Here is a 17,048-nt window from a genome sequence, read left to right on the forward strand (position 1 = left end):
CGTTTTTTCAATCCGGTTAGCGCATTAATCCTCTAAACGAATCGTCTTCACTGTCACGATAGGTGGCAACTCTTTAGGCGCCACATTCTGGTTACCCATCTGGTTTGCCAGATTCTCAGTCATGGCATTGCTGACACCCGCCGCCGTACTGGTGACACCCGCCAGTGAACCGGCCAGGCTACCAGTATCCGCGACCGGGACACCGGCAGAAGTACCTGCCGCGGTGATGTTGGTCGCATTATTAATCACTTGCGCGCCGACAAACAAATCACCTCCAGAAGAAACACCCGCCTCGCCTGCATCCAGTGCCCCTCGCGGTGCAGCCAGATAAACAGTGCCAGACTTAGGCGCCACCATGTTTCCGTTTGGTCCATCGGGATCATAGGTTTCTGTCGCCAAGCCGCTGCCTGAGGCGACCCCTTTTACTTCCACAGTGACATTGCCCTGGTTATCGATAATCGGGTTACGTTCAGGAATGGAAACCGCCGTCTTGGAGCCACGCCCGGCATCAATATCACCGTTATTCACCCAGGCGATCAAGTCACCACCAAACAGCGTTTTCACTTTGGACTGGTTCACCTCAAAGCCTTTTTCGGCATAGACATTAATGTAACCGCCACGCTCAGTGATAATCCCGATACCATGCGGCAAGTTAGCCGGGTCGGCTGCCACACCGGCATTCAGCAATCCGCCCGGCAGCAACAGATTAATATTGCCATCACGTGCAGTCACTATCTGGCTTTGATACATTGAAATATTGCCATTGTAGGTACGTTGTGAGGGGAATAAGCCACTGATCACTGCATCGCCTCTTTCAGTATTGGCGGTCTGAACATAATCCTTGATCGCAAATATCATTTCTTTGCTGAATACGTCATACACCAGCGGCGACTGCTTGTTCACGTCCAGTGCCAGGTAAAGCTGCATCGCCTGATCAACGGTAAGGGTTTTACCGGTCATTTTTTGCATATAGGCATGCACACTCGCATTGACCTTGGCGCGATACTCACCCAGCGCCGCTGAATCTCGCAGGCTCACCGGACCACGGCCTTGCGGGTCTATATACAAGCTGATAAACCCTGCAATATCAGCACCTAGCTCACCCACCCCAGCCAATACCGTAATGTTGGCCCCGTTGGTAGCCAAGTTAGGGTTGACGTTGTTGGCGCGGGACAAAATACCGGCAGAATTGCCCAGGTTAATATCCCTGCCTGCCTGCACGATCAGATCACCCGGACCATTGACCTCCATTTTGGCCAGTGGCTGATTGGCTTTCATCACAATGTCGTTACCCGCCTTGAGATAACTCAAATCATTTTGATTGTTATGCTGAATCGAGGCATTCAAGGTCAGGTTTTTACCCGCAGAAATATAGGCGGGCATTGAGGTCTTGAGGCCAAAAGAGCCAGCGCCCTCTGCTTGTGAGGCCAGGCTGGCAGGCGGATCACCAGGCAGGTCAATACTGCCTGTTTTCGAGACTATCACTGCGGTGTTCGTTGTGCCCGTATTCACTGAGCTAGGCTTATTGCCATACTTCAGGTCACCAAACAACACCAGGTTATCGGTAGGCCTGCCTGCAAACGGGTTCAGAATACTTAAGTTAGTAGCAGTATCAGCATTGGACATCAGTATCTGGGCCACAGGCTTATCACGCTCGGCGGACGACACTGCACCGACAATATCCGCGTTTGCCAGCAAATTTAAGCCGCCATTTTTTGAAGGTGCGACAATGATCTTATTCACTGTGATGCCCCCACCAAACGCCGTGGCTTCTACCAAGCCAGGATGGATAGCGGCCATATCATTTTTAATGACGGCTCCCAGGGAGTTGTTGTCATCATTAAATAAAGTGCCTTTATTTAAACTGCCTGGATCACTTTGACCTATGGTCAGGTTACCCAAAAGCGCTGACAGGCTAAAACTGCTGTTATCCGTGTAGGTATTAAAGAACGTCAGGTTGTCACTGTTGGTGACATTGGTATTCTGCATCCACAAGGTTGGGTTATAGACGGTTTCAATCACCGCTGCACCCGTGGCGCGCACATCTGCTTTAGCGTCTTGCAAAGCGATAGTGGTGCCTGTGGTGCCGGTTTTCTTGATATCGCCATCCACACGGATATTTAACTCGCCACGGCCACTGTAATAGATGCCGTTGGTTAAATCGCCACCCGAATGGATATTGATATCGCCGCCGCCATTGACCACAGAATTACCTGTTGAAGGCGTACCCGCATTATCAAACTGTGCATTAGTCGCTGAAGCGACCGAAAAGTCGGTGATATTGCCGCCCGCTTTCACCGTGACATCGCCGCCAGCCAATGCTGCCACACCCTGGTTAAACAGGTCAGCCCGGATCCACCAGCTGGTATCCCTGACCGCGCCTCTGGCCCCTACTTTGGTCAGGGTTCCCTGACGTGAAAGCCATTCGTTGACACTCTGCCCGGACAAGCTTCCGGTAATGTCTTTTCCAGCGCGTAACTCGATATCACCGCCGTTGTTGACGTAGCTGCCGTTCAAGTTATAGGAGTTTCCATCACTGGAGTTAGCCACCGCACGAGGTAATGTAAAACCATCCACATTGGCAACGGTTTTGCCTAGCGTGTAAATATTCGCATTCGGCGCAAGGTCAATATTACGCCCGGCAACTACCGTGATATCGCCTTCACCAGTACGGATCAGTTTGCCACTCGCAAGGCTAAAGTTACCCACCTCGCTCTTTGTCGCATACTGGTTAGCCGCAGTGTAATCTGCCCCGGCAATGAAGTTTAAATTAAAGGTTTTAGTGTTTGGCTGCAAAACGCCGTTGGTGGCTGCCGTGCTGAAGCCATCGCTGATAGAGCCATTGAGTGCGAGATCGCCACCTGAAATCAAAGTCAGGGTGCCGCCTTTACCCGGCAAAAGACCAAATGCCCGCAGGTTCTGATCAGCATCAGAAGTCATATTGCCCGTGCTTTTCACTTCGATGTGTGGCAATACTTGAGCCACCAACCCATCTTTCGTTTTGGCATAGCTGCCCGCGTCCGGGTTCGCGTTGTAGAAATTATTGGTGTCAGCCACCAAGCCAGCAATACTGCTATTGAAGCTGTCACTGGTGTAGGTTTTGACACCCTCTACCCGCACATCTGCTGCGCCTTTAATGGCCCCAGTCGTGTTAAAAGCCACGTTCACTGTATTGGTGTTGCCTGTGGTGCCGCGACGTCCACGCAACGTCACACTACCATCAGCACCATCGAGGCCGACATTATTGTTGGCCGCTTTATCGTAACCGCTCACGTCTATGGTGGCGCCAGCTTCGGCAGACACGGCATTGACGGTACTCAGGCTACTCGATGAAAGCAACACATCGCCGCCAGAGCCCGTTTGTACATCGCCCGCAGATTGATTGGCCTGCAAACCACGTGCGGTAATCACAGCAGTATTCGCCAGTTTGACCAGGCCATTCGCGTAAATCGCGACGTCACCACCTTTACTACTATCCGCGTTGATCTTGCCGGCGATATTGGCATCACCAGCATCCACACCCAAAATAAACTGTTTTGAAGTGACGGTATCCGTTGTCTGAATATTGACATTACCGGTTCTGACACGAATATCCCGTGACTGATTGAACTTGCCGGTTTCCAGCGCATTGTTGACCTGGCTGAAGTTGTTTAATGACTTCACATCTAATTTGAACTCACCTGACTGCTCACTGGCAGATGCACCGCCTTTGAGCGCGCCGTCAGCCACCACAAACTGGCCATTCTTTGCATTGACAGTTAAAGAACCGGCGTCACCTTGCTGGCTACCTCCAGACACGTCAATTAAGGCATTTTCTGCCACTTCAACGTTGCCTGTCGCAGAAGTCAGGGTTACGTCACCTGCATCTGTATTTTTGACATGTGCCTGGTCAAATTGTACGGTTGCCGAACGCGTGATGATCTTGCCGTTTGAATTCAGCTTCAAATCTGCATTTGTGGATGTCGCATTAAATTGGCCGGCTAATAACTCCACCGTACTGTTGATGACTGTTTCACTGGCGGTCATGGCGAGCTTGCCACCGAACCCTTTGGTTTCAGCTAACGCCTGGCCATTACTCACTGTTTCAAGTTTACCGGTGGCATTCAGGGCATAGTTAGCGCCGGTATCTGCCGTGATTTTTGCCGCACTCAATTGTGTGGAAGTGGCTTTAACATCCACCTGGCCTTTACCAGACACCGTAATGGCTTCTTGCGCATTCACATTGACATGGTCAAAGCCCTGAATATCAAAGCGTTGCTTGTTACCTTTGACTGATTGCGTCTCGCCCAGCACGGTATTCTTTGTATTCAAGACCAGTGTAGAGTTGTTTGAATCAGTAGGCGCATTGAATACACTGCCATCCTGTGTATTTTTCAAAGTCAGCGTATTGGCATTGATTTGAACATTGCCATCCCCATGATGGGCCAGGCCACTGGTATTCAGCGTTAAGTTCAGTTGATCACTGCCCAGGCTTACCTGGCCATAAATATCGATATTCTGATAGCTGTTAAGGCTCAACCGGCTTAAATCAGCAAACGAGAGTAAGGTTTGCTGGCTGAGTCTGGTGCCATCAATACCTGAAGCGGCGTCACCGAGCAGGAAGCGATTTGTCCCCAAAGTTAGAGAGCCGCCTTGCCCGACGGCAAGCGTACCTCCCAGCTGCAAGCTGCGGCTGGCATCGACCACGGCAGAGCGCGTTGCCCCCAGGTTGGCACCATTTTCAATCGCCATCACGCCAGTGAGGCTGGACGCATTGCTGCGATCAAACGATAAGGTATTGGACGCGGAAACTGCAAAAAATGCACCAGCACCTTCGGTCTGCAATTCACGTACACCTACACTGCCGTTTGAGGATGCATCGGCTTGAATGGAAGCGCCTTCACGTAAGCGAATCTCATCTTTTGCAGCCACCAGCAACTCTGAGGTGCTGACCGAGTTTGTCGCATCATTGGAGAAAACCACCTCAGACGCATTTGTGGTAATCGTTTGTTTATTGCCTTGTACCGTCCGGCTACCGCCCAACAAGATACTTTCAGCATCAATGTTGTTTAATTGATCGGCGGTTAAAGTCAGCACGCCTGTTTTTGGCGGACTCGCAGCAGAAACCACTTCGATCCGGTTTGAAGAAATATCGACAAGCGCACCTCTGCCTCCCGCCACCGCTTTACCCGTGATCTTACCGTTCAACTCTAGTTGATTCAGCGCCTGAATTGAAAGCTGGCCTGCATCTTTAGGCAAGTTCAACGTCGTGTTATTGGTAGAAGCCTGCTTGCTGTAAAAGTCGTTCAGGTAGGTCAGTAGATATTCTGCAGGGCCCTTATAGTCTTTGGTTGCTGCATTGACGGTGAACACATTGCCATTGTAAACACTGAAACTATTGAACTGGCCGCGGCTAGTGTCATCCAGACGAGTGAAGTAACCAGACATCAATGTACCGCCGTCCAGCTGTCCCAGCGCTGCATTGATAGGCACCTGGGCAGCGCTCGCCTTGACCAGGTAAGCACCTGGTAACAAAGCATAATGTGCTGGCAATAGCGTATATTTACCCGCTGCCAGGCCATTGCCGCCCGCCAGGTAGATAGCCTGGCCGAGCGCCACATCTGAATTGCTTTGCATATTGAAATCGTATGGGGCGTACTGATTGCCCAGGCCTGGCATGACGGCGTAGTAGCCACTTTGGTTCAGGACATCCACCGTACCGCCAATCCCCTGAATCCACTCATATGCCAGCATATCGCCGCCGCCGGAAATATCCACGGTCGACCCTTCTTGCATATCGACGTTTTTACTATTCAGCGAAATCTTCTTGCCGGCGTATGGGCTGGCGTCACTTTGCACACTATCTTTATCAGCCACTAATCGGCTGCCGCCTAAGGTTGTCACCAGGTAGGGGATCAAACTGTTCTCGGCAGACACGGATGTCAGGCTATGCTCACCCAGCACCAACGACTCTGCTGCATTCAGGCTGATCTGCCCCAACGGTGCACGTATGGTGCCGTCTTGAGAAATATGATCTGCCGTCAATGTCAGCTTGCCTTGTGCTGATAGTGGCACCTGGCTGGTGGCGTTGCTGCTATTCCTCACTTCAATCACTGTGTTGTTGCCAGTAGGCTTCACTTCAAAAGCATGCGCCGTGACAGGGTAAATTTGTGCCGCATCCATAACCACTTTGTGCGGGGTGACCAATGACCCGGTACTGCTAGACCGGCTCCTGATACCGCCTAGCCTGATATCGCCCCTGCTCTTGATCTGCAACTCATTGATGTTGGTGAAAGCGACATTGCCCATCACATCGACAAAATCAGCATTGAACTGCAACTGTCCCGTGCCCAGCGTTGGATTAGCCAATGCGGTCGCATTACTGTTAGTGAGCACCAATGCGGCACTATTCACCGTGGCAGCGCCAGAAATAGAGGAGGCATCTAATGTGAGCACTGAAGGGACATTCAGCGTCAGCCCATTCTCAAACACCAGGCCACTGGCGGAATTTTCCTGCACATAATCCACGCGCAATGCCACATTATCAAAACCACCTTTTGTGATTTGTTCGGCAGAGATCTGTCCTTTGCCCACTGCATTGGTCAGTGGTTTTTGCGGGCTTGAAGTGTCAATCAGGTTACTGGTGAGTGAACCGGCACTATTACTGCCTGACACCACCTGATGCTGTTGAGTGACAGTCAATATCCGCTTTCCGCCAGCGTAAAACAATGGGTCATTGCTATTGCCTTCTGTGCCGACGGCATCAATGCCCCCCAGCCTTAATTCAAGCGTACCGGCTGCACCCGCACCACTAGCCTGGCCTTGCAGATCACCATCTAGCGCCATGCCATCTCTACCAGCAAGTTTAATGCTGCCAGCATTACCGTCTACCTGCTGACGCGCATAACCGCCACTGACTGGCAAATCAACTGCCCCAGAAACGGCTGAAACATCCAGCTTGCTGCCCTCTTTTAAGATCAGCACACCATTTTCTGCAGAAAGAGAGATATTGCCGGCATTGGCGACCGCGTTATGGCGCAAGGTGCCATCGGCTGAAGGCGGCGCGATATAGGCACCGCGTGCATTGATAAACGCCTTCTCCCCGACAAATAAACTCAAAGTATTATCAAATTTGGAGTTAGGAATGGTTGCACTGCCCGGCAGTGCTTTGATCGCCAGTGTCACATTGGCAGAGGGTGCATCTATCCCGCCTAAAATCGACATCTGCCCTAAAGAAGTAATGCTGACATTGCCTTTGGGACCATTCACTGCAGTCGGCGCATCAGTACTCAATAATGCATTTTCATGCAGCGTGAACTGATTGCCTGCATTCAGGCTGATGGAGACAGGCTGCCTGGTATCCGCGGGTCTCATCACAGGGGTGGTGATGTTATCCGGCATCAACCCGCCAGCTATGCCACGCGAAGCGCTAGACAGGAAACGAGTCGCCTGTTCTGGGTGGATCACTGTCTGGCTGCCAGAGGCATCACCGACAGAAATAGAACCTAACACATTGTTTTGATTATCAATGGTGTACTGAGAGAACCCGCCTGACTTGAAAAACCCTTCTGATAAATACAGTGTATTAGCGGCTTGCGGCTTGATGCCACCAAGCTGGATATCCTTGACGCCACTCGTACCCGTGACGCCTTGCAAATGCACAGCCAGTTGCCCGCCACTGGTCTGGGTGCCATTAGTGACCAAGCCATAAGAAGTGATGGCGCCATCGGCAATCGAGTTTTGTGCCAGGGTGACGTCAACATTGCCGCCTTGTGCAGAGGCCACCTGGCCATTGCTTTTGATCCAGGCACCAGAGCTTGCATCAATGCTTGAGCCGTTTTTCATTACCAGCCCGTCTGTGACGGTGACGTTGCCGCCACGCGTGACAACCTGGCCTTGCATTGCGCCCCGAATCCCCGGCAAATCATTGGTGAATAAGCCTGCGGTGCTGATTTTGACATTCTCAGCGAGCACCACATCGGCAGTACTGCTCGCAGCCAGCTTCACATTGCCGCCTGCCACCGTGATGTTACTGGCCACATTCACTCCGGCACCGCCGTCTAGGCTGATACTGCCAGCTGGGCTGGCATTGATTGCACCATTGACATTGATCTTGGCAGAGTTTGCGTTCAATGTGAGATTATTAATCCCTTTAGAAAATACCCCGGTACTTAATTCGCTTTGCTGCTTTTGCTGGTCACTCAGGCTAGATTCGCTGGTGAATTCCGTTGGTAAAAGACTCACCTGGTCCGTGATATTAAAACTGCCTGCGCCAAGGTAGTTGATGTTCAGTGTACCGCCTAGTGGCGTGCTCACGTGCGCATAGTCACCACGCTGGAAAGTCCCTATGGTTTTGTGTGCGACTAGATCACCCTGCAAAGCCAGCGCAGTCGCATCTACAGTTAACTTGCCTGCATTTGCGCCTTCCACATAACCAGCCTGAAACTGTCCTGTTGCCGTTGAAGCCAAGGCCCAGGTTCTGGTCACACCAAAGCGTTCGTCGGTAATGCTATATTCATCATTGATGCCGCTGTAAGGCACGCCGGCAATGGCGTCTGAAGCATTGATCCATTTGCCGTTATAAAACAACCGGCTTTCCCTGATGTTGCCAGCCGCATAAGTGGTGGTGCCTGAGGAAAGATCAATCACTGAGCCCTGCTTGGTCACCACGCTATCCGCGACCAATGAAACTGAGCCGCCTGAGGTCATGCGCTCGGAAACCGTACGATCCTGGGACAACAATGCATCATCAATCACTGCCTGACTGATAATGCCGGTGCCTTTTCTCGCATCAAGGTATAACTTTTTACCAAACAGCGCGCCACCCCTCAATATAGGAGAGTCGTTTAATTGTTGAGAATAAAGATCAATCGCCAACTGATTACGCGACATCGGTGCGGTGGCATCCACGCCGGAGACATCGATCACCGCTTTATCACCTACATAAATTGAGGTAGTGCCGGAGTTGGTTTTGCCAGCGACATTCACAATGCCGCTATTGGCAACCACAGTGCCCTCAATGGCAATATTCTGGCCAGTGATTTCAATGTTGGATTTGGCAACAGTCTGCGCATTTTTGACGGTCTCATTGTCTCCTTCAGCAACCGTGACTTCTGTCAGGCTGCCCTCACCCAGTTTGACTTGACCATAAACATCAGTCAGCGGCGTATCAAACTGTGTGATCGCCTTGGCCTTAAGGAAAATCGACCCATTAGAGCGCACTGTCGTAGTCGCAGAAATACGGCCGCCCTGATTCACAGCCAAGCCAATCATGCTGGCATTGCCGTTTTTCACAAAAATCTCACCCAGGTTGGTGGCAGTACCGCCTGAATTCACTTCCACCAGGAGTCCGGCAAACTTATCCAGCGTACTCAGATAAATGGTTTTACCTGCCGCCAGGATCACCTGACCGTCGTTTGCCCTGATCACGCCGCTGTTTTTCACATCCGGCGCCAACAGCATCACCCTGCCGCCATCAGCAGCCTTGATACTAGCGGCCTCTTTGACGACTTCACCTTTTTCATTGAGTTCCTTACCTGCCACATCAATCACGCCTACGGCGTCGGCAAAAGAAAATACGGGGGCGGTTTTGTTCGATAAAATGCCCTGTGTATAAATATCTTCAATGGCTTTATCGCGAATGTTATCCAGCGTGGTTGCCGTTAACGAACCAACGTTGACCTGTGAACCAGCACCAAAGTAAATACCATTATGGTTCACAATATAAACATGGCCATTGGCATTGAGCATACCTTGAATCAACGAGGCAGAATCCCCCATCACGCGATTGAGCACACTGGCAGCAGTATTCGGCATGACGAAGTTAACCGTTGCATTGGCACCGATACTAAAACTTTCCCAGTGGATAATCGCCTGATTGGTGGTAGTGGTCACACCCAGAACATTGCCATTAGCGTTATATGCAACGCCACCGGAAATAGTTGTTGGATTAGTCGGCACGGTATTCACATCCAGCGCGAAGACAGGCGGCGCGATCAGCCCTAGACATCCGGCCAGCAGTAACACTGCACTGCCTGATGATATTTTCCAGAAATGTCTTTCTGACACAGAGTGCTCAACCACCGCTGATGAAACCGCAGCAGGAGTGACTGTTTTTTGATGGCTGCGTGAAATTTCGGCAATAGGCACCAACATGCCTAGTCGTTTGCTGAAAACGAGTTTAAAACGTAATTTATTCATTTCTTCACCTCAACAACCATCTCAATTTACTGAAAACAACTACCAGTCAAAACCTACTCTAAAGTGCAAACGGATATCACCATCATCCACCGTGCCAACCGTACGCAAGGCCTGGGCTAAATCCAGCCTGAGGAATGAGCCAAAACGCCCTTTCACATCCAGCCCCAAACCATACGATGACAGGATGTACTGCTCGATCTGGCGCGGCAATGGATCACGGATCTTGGCAAATCCATAATCATAAAAAGTCAGGAAACGCATGTCGGTGAACCAGTCACCCAGATATTTGTGTAACGACGGGGTTCTCAATTCAGCCGTGGCATTCACACCCTGATCACCCAGCGCGCTGGCTTCCAGATAGCCCCTGACTGTATCCAGGCCACCAAGGAAATATTGCTCGTTCGAGATCAGTGAATCGCCTGTCGTCTGGCCGCCGATAGAGCCGTAGACCTGCCACTGCGATGGCAAGGTTTCGGTATGTTCAAGCTGTCCACGCAGGTAGGAGAAATTAGGCCGGGCCAGGAATCGTTTATTTGCAAACTCTTTTTCATCGTTCACGAGACCACGTGTGCCGAAAATAAAATTCAAATCCAGCTTGGTGTTGCTGCTTTTGGTAACCAGATTGCCGGTATAACCAATCAGGAATGGCATGTAGGTGATGGGCGTATTAAAGCTATCGGCCCCGAGTAGCGTAGTTGTTTCTTTGAAGTCTTTATAATCAGCACCCAGTGTCAGATTGTGGTTATAAGCCTTAACCGGGCTGGGCATAGGGTGAATATAACGCATGCCATAAATGCTACCGTTACCCAATACACTGACATCCCCCACGGCACTGATATCACTGTCAGACACAACGCCATATAACGCCCAGTAATCTCCGGCATAAGGGATCACGTAAGTGGCAGAAAACACTTTAACTTCATTGGTGTCTTCCGGTGTGACCTGAAAGCCCAAACCAAGACTATGGTCGCTTTGCCAGAGATTGTCGTATCTCAGGTTGCCGGAAAGACGGGTTCTGCTCGTATTGGGTGTGTACCTGTCATTGAGTTCCATGCTGGCATGCAGGGGAAACTTGTCGTCTACCTTTAAATCAACTTCCACCATGCCTGGGGATTTGCCTGGTCGCAGCACGGGTGCCACAACACGGTCACCATTGATATTGACCGAGGCGATTTGTTTTTGCACGGTGGGGAAGTGAGGCACGTGGCCCTCTTCAAATTCGGTCACACTCTGCTTGATTTTACCTAGTGAGTAATACCTGGAGCCTTCAACCGTCAGCTTTTCAATCTTGCCTTCCAGTACATCCAGCTTGACCACACCTGCGTTGACTTCCTGTTCTGGGATATTCACGAATACAGTGAGGTAACCTTCGTCATGAAAGGCTTTTTCGAGTGCGCTGCGGGCTTTTTCCACATCATCAATCGAGCGGTTCTCACCCAAAAAGGGGTAGACGGCTTTTTCAATCTGGGTGACTGTCAACACACTGTTGCCATTCACCACGTATTCATAAATGTTGAAGGGTTCACCCTGGTCTTCTGCTGCCGGGGCCTGTTGCTCACTCGCAGCAGTCCCCCATGCATTACGCTTTTCTGGCGATGGCTGGGTTTGCTCTTCCGCGTGCAAGGCTAAAGACCACAAACAACTCAACATACACAGCACACGAAGAAACAATTGCATCACCTTTCAAGGATTAAGGTAGGGCTAAAAACACTCTACTAACGGCTTGCCATTTTGAAAGAGCCGCGTGTCACAAAGATGAAATGCGGACTAGTCCGTTGACCATTTACGCTAGCCAGAATGGGCTATTGCCAGCCAGTTTCAATACCAGCGCCCAGCGCATGGCTGTGAGTAAGGATATGTAGAAGCACAAATAAAAAAGCACACCCGGTAAGGTGTGCTTAGTAAAAGATTTATGTCGCTTTTGGCGATATTTAAATCATTAATTAGAATTTCCAAGTCAATGGACGGCAGTTGTTACCTTGGCGTGTTGCCTTGGTAATGTGTGTGCCGGAGTTAGCAGTTGGGCAAGCACTTGAAGCAGAGTTCAAAATCAGGCCACGTGGTACAGATGTACAAGATACTGTAGACAAACCGCTGATGATTTGATTGATTACTGTTTCACCAAAAGTACCTTTAGCACTGTTAGCCACAAACGCTTTCAATTCAATCTGGAAAGGATACTGACCTTGTGCTGAAGTGTAACGAGCAAAGCTGTCGACTGTGTTGTTCGGACCAGCTTCTGGGTGTACGCCTTCAATTTTCACATAACGTCTGCCTGCAGCAGGCGCGTTCTCCAGTGAAACCACACCGATGGCAAATTCATCAGCAGTAGAAGCATTGGAAATAGCGTTACGTACATCACCTGTTTCGCCACCTTCAATCACGTTCACAAAGCCTGGATCACTAACATCAGCGCCAATTGGAGACAATCTGCCCAGTGTTGCAGGATTACCTACGCAAGGGTTGCCTAAAAAGAACGCATTAGAGGAAGCCTGTGTACCTGATGTATTCACGCGACGTGCAATGATCACTTCTTTATTGACATCAACGCCCAGTGGCGCCCAGCTTACCAATGGGTCAGAAGTTAAAGACGCATATTGCTCTCTGCTGATGGAAGGCGCATTTTGTGGCAAGAAACCAGCGTCGCCTGCTTCAGCATTCGCTTTAGAAGTATAAATACGTTGTGCAACTTGCAAAGCGCGGTACAACGGCTCAGAAACCAACACACCAAATACCTGGGTTACACCTACATTTTTCTCTTCACCGTAGCTTGTGGCACTTACACCGAACAATGCAGCTTCAACATCAGAGAAACCACCGGCTGGTTTTTTAGGCGTGTTGTCAGTCACGGCAAAACCGTTAACTACGGCACTTGCACATCTGTAAACTGGTGTATTACCTTGGTTGCTCACAGTGATAGTGCCGACGCTTGAGCAATTGGAATTGGCAGATGCCACGTTGGCCAGGCGGTTCAAGTTTGTCAGCAAACCAAAACCAGTACCTGCAACGTCATTTGGCACGTGTGCAGAGTAAGCGTTCAATGAACCACCCTGATTGGTGTAATACAGTACAGAAACTACGCCGCTACGTTTACAAGCATATGCAAATGCATTACCCGTATTGCTAGCACCAGGAACAACAGCACCTGCAGTACCACCGTGAAAAACAGCCAGTGTATTTGCTTCACAACCAGCAGCGAAACCCAGCATGATGTTCTGTGTAGGCGCTGATGCACCTGAAAGCCAAGCTTGATTCAATGTTGTGGCATTCAGAATGTCTGTTGGTGTCACTGCGGCTGCAAAAGCGGTTGTTGCAGAAAAAGTAGCTGCCAAGATGATGGCAATTTTGTTGAGTTTTAACATGTTCGCTTCCTTAAGCTAAAAGTTTGATTGGCGACCAGCTTGTGGCTGGCCGTTATTCATGGCTTAACTATTATGATGATGAATGATTAAGCTTTACGACGGCGGGCAACCAGGCCGATCACACCCAAGCCTGCCAACAACATGGCATAGCTATCAGCTTCTGGCACTGGCGTAGTCACATTGCCGCCAACTGACAGCAAACCTGCTGAAGATAATGTGAATGTGTAATTTGCGCCTGTAGCGTTTGCCGCAAAGCTAGCTGTTGGAGGCAAGCTCTCAGTGCGTGTAGCGGCACCATTGAGCACGTGCACAATTTGCTGGCTGCTACCAAATGCAGCACCAGATGCTGGACCCGCGCCACCGGCTGCACCAGTACCGTAAACACTACCTGCACCCGCTGCTTCGTTTAATGAAGCGGTGCTTGCGCCATTTGCCACAGAATTGTGGTTACCAAGATTGTTATTGGCCCCGATGTAAGTATCCATATTTTTTATAACATTAAATACAGATTGCGTGGCAGGCAGCGTATCCAAATTCAAGCTGTTGGACGTGGTGTAAAAGCCATAAGCACCAGCTGTACGTGCCGTTTCACCGCCCAGCAAACCAACATCACCTGCGAAAATCGACCACAATGTAGTACCCGTTGTAGAAGCAGCGTTAAAAGTGTTCCATGCAGAAGCATAATTACCAGCAGCCAGATTGATTGAGCCACTTGTCAGATCGCTGAATGAACTATAGTTAACACCAAGATCAAATGTTGCAGAAGTGCCGCTAGCCTGGTTCCACAAAGAAAGAACAAAGCTACCATTACCAGTGCTGCCCAAATCGATCGCAGCTTGTGCTGACATAGATACAGCAGAGAATGCCAATGCCGCTACCATTGCTTTTAATTGAAATTTCATAAACTTCTCCTCAAATGTCTAACAAAAATAATAAAAAGAACAAACTACAAACTTGCTTTAAAAAACACTTAATCTCGTTCCAAAAAATTATGGGTGACTCACATGACAGCGTGACTTGAAACTCTAGTCCGCCAAGACTAGCCAATTCGGGCTAATCGTTTCGCATGTGGTACATGCATAAAAATCCCGTTTATTGTAGAAACCGAAGATGACAGTTTTGAATTTAAGACTAGTCCTAACGGACTAAAAGAAACGCGTGTCAGAATAAGTTTTGGTGACAACGCAGGGGAATAGCGAACGTTATTGCTTGCGGGTAATCAATCCCATCTTGAGCGCTTTACTGGCAGCCTGGCTGCGATTTTCTACATCCATTTTCCTGAGGATGTTTTGCACATGGTTCTTGATGGTGAGCGGACTGATTTCCATGATGCTGCCGATTTCCCAATTGGTTTTTCCGGCTTGCAACCATTCAAGCACTTCGAGTTCGCGCTTGCTCAGGGGTTTGACACGATTGTTGCGGGTAGTGGTAGAGAGTACGGAGGGGCATTTGTTAGCGGTGACTTTTTCGATCGCACAGTGCAGGTGAGGCATCAGCAACTCCAGCAGATGCGCGGTTTGCGCATTGATGGGGGAGCTTAATCGGCCAAACATGACCAAGGTGGCGATGCGGCTATGTTCGTTACCAAAACCATGCACGACAAAGCGTTTGAGTTCAGAGGCGCTCATCCTGTCGGCCTCTATTTGTTCAATCGCAAAGTGGCTGTTTTGCTGGCTTGGTATGTCGGTATGGTAAAACACCGGCATACTGAGCTTGCTCCACTGGTCAAACGCCTGGCTGACCAGACCATCCGCCTCATGCAATACCTGGTCAAACTGTGTATCGCCAAAATAGCGGCTGGAAGTCAAATACTCGTAATCATAGGTTGGGCGCTCAGTGCCACGCACGCCGACAATCACTACTTCATGTGCCATCAAACATTGAAACCCGCGCTGCAGCCAGTTAAAGAAGTGGGATCTATGCTGCAAACGCAATGATTCCTCAATCACCTCCATAAATAGCGAGCGCTGCTCCTCATTCAGCGCCAATCCCCACTGGTCATTGGCCTGATCCGTCCCTGTTATTGTGCTCATGTGTTATTCACATTGGTATAAATGCAGCATAGTTTGCGCAGAATTTGTGACAGAAAAATGATTGCGGTGTGTCAGTTGGTTGATGAATTCATGACAGCGGATTAATACAAAGAACCACTTTGCCTGGTGCATTGACTGTGAATGAAAGCAGGCGCTAGCTGGCCTGATGCGAACAGTAGATGCAAACAGTAAATTGAGGTGAAGTTGTGTTGGAGAGGCGGCCTTGTACAGGCTAGTGTCTTTGTCATGTCACAAAACTTTGGCATTATTTTCAACACCATGGCCCGCATGACCCCACTGCATTTTCGACATCTTCTGGCTCTCGTGCTGCTAGCGGGGGCAGCCCATGCCGAACCTGCCCTGGAAGTGCAACACCTGGCAAATCATATTTTGCTCGACGACACGAGTGAAACTGAACTGGTCATCAGTAATATCGACGAGGATGACAACCTGCCAGAAGTGAATATGGGGACTCGCCAGCCGCCATTCAAAAAACTGCGCTGGCAAAGCGGGAATATTCCCTACCAGGCAGAAGTGCAGGCGGTCGCCCAGTCTATGCAAGTAGACCCGGCATTGATACACGCGGTGATCGCAACCGAGTCTGGCTATAATCCACAGGCACAATCCAGAAAAGGGGCCTATGGCCTGATGCAGGTGTTGCCTGCGACGGCAAAATCCCTGTCTGCTATCCCGGTCAGGCAATGGTCTGTGCGCCAGCAGATTTTATGGGGTTCACGCTATCTTAAAAACATGCTGGAGCTGTTTGAGGGAGATGTGACACTGGCACTTGCCGCGTATAACGCCGGGCCGAATGCCGTCAAAATGCGGCAAAACACCATGCCGCCATTTGCCGAGACGCGCCAGTATGTGCCCAGGGTATTAAACTATTACCGTGCATTCAAAATGCGCTTGCCGCACGAAGCAGCCACGCCGGAATAAAGCCTCCCGCCATTAGCGTTTCAACCAGGCCTCTTCCAGGTCTGCCAGTGTATTAGGCTCATAGATAAACTGCCAGTCGCGATAGTACTTAGCCGCTTTAAAGCTGGATTGAAACTCCTGGTAACCCGCACTGCGTATAGGCACCTGTAAAGATTGACTATGCACGCCGATGATGCGTCCATCGCGCACTATCGTCACCATCCCCTGCCTGGCGGAAAACGGGTCAGCATATACTTTGCGCAGATGCCTTTTCAGCACCGGGAACCGCTTATCCTCTACCAGCTCGCTTAGCGTTGCCGGAAACTGCTTTACCGGCTGCGGGGTCGTTTCATAATAGCGCCCTATCGCCAGCCGATAGGCTTCGCCCACCTCCAGTAACAAGGCTTCATTGGCGCGCTGGGTCTGCTGTTGCCACATGACAGCCGCCCCCTGCATGCCTATGGCGGCAATCACCAGCGTCACCATCACGCCTATGTAGGAAAATCCGCGCGCTGCCCTGGGCAGCATTGCAGATTGTGCGCCTATCAGTTGCACA

General features: G+C 50.2%; 7 protein-coding genes. 1 reads left to right on the forward strand and 6 read right to left on the reverse strand.

Translation table 11 applies throughout. The features are described 5' to 3' along the window. Nucleotides 1-24 precede the first annotated feature (24 nt). The 5 genes from ACSSVF_RS00355 to epsA all read right to left on the reverse strand — a co-directional run bounded on the left by ACSSVF_RS00355 (nt 25) and on the right by epsA (nt 15,574). The gene (locus ACSSVF_RS00355; protein WP_492404593.1) at nt 25-10,179 is read right to left on the reverse strand and encodes a filamentous hemagglutinin family protein; all 10,155 of its coding nucleotides are present in this window, start codon (nt 10,177-10,179) and stop codon (nt 25-27) included. Between the two features lie 39 nt (nt 10,180-10,218). Continuing rightward, on the reverse strand, nt 10,219-11,856 hold the full coding sequence (locus ACSSVF_RS00360) for a ShlB/FhaC/HecB family hemolysin secretion/activation protein (RefSeq protein ID WP_492404595.1): 1,638 nt from the start codon (nt 11,854-11,856) through the stop codon (nt 10,219-10,221). Between the two features lie 266 nt (nt 11,857-12,122). Next, complete coding sequence (locus tag ACSSVF_RS00365) at nt 12,123-13,541, reverse strand: hypothetical protein (RefSeq protein ID WP_492404597.1); 1,419 nt, start codon at nt 13,539-13,541, stop codon at nt 12,123-12,125. 86 nt (nt 13,542-13,627) lie between these two features. After that, nucleotides 13,628-14,443 carry a PEP-CTERM sorting domain-containing protein gene (locus ACSSVF_RS00370; RefSeq protein ID WP_492404599.1) on the reverse strand — a complete coding sequence of 272 codons (816 nt, stop codon included), beginning with the start codon at nt 14,441-14,443 and terminating at the stop codon, nt 13,628-13,630. A 300-nt stretch (nt 14,444-14,743) separates the two neighbouring features. Further along, nucleotides 14,744-15,574 (reverse strand): XrtB/PEP-CTERM-associated transcriptional regulator EpsA, encoded by an 831-nt coding sequence (gene epsA / locus ACSSVF_RS00375; RefSeq protein ID WP_492404601.1) that lies wholly within the window; start codon nt 15,572-15,574, stop codon nt 14,744-14,746. A 246-nt stretch (nt 15,575-15,820) separates the two neighbouring features. Between epsA and ACSSVF_RS00380 the strand changes: the two genes are divergently transcribed. After that, entirely contained in the window at nt 15,821-16,513 is a 693-nt protein-coding gene (locus tag ACSSVF_RS00380) for a lytic transglycosylase domain-containing protein (protein ID WP_492404603.1), read from the forward strand. A 12-nt stretch (nt 16,514-16,525) separates the two neighbouring features. Here the strand turns inward: ACSSVF_RS00380 and ACSSVF_RS00385 are convergent, their stop codons facing one another. Then, complete coding sequence (locus ACSSVF_RS00385) at nt 16,526-17,047, reverse strand: type II secretion system protein (RefSeq protein WP_492404605.1); 522 nt, start codon at nt 17,045-17,047, stop codon at nt 16,526-16,528. Between the last annotated feature and the right edge of the window lies 1 nt (nt 17,048).

The organism is Methylophilus sp. E2MeOHC9, from assembly GCF_058744375.1.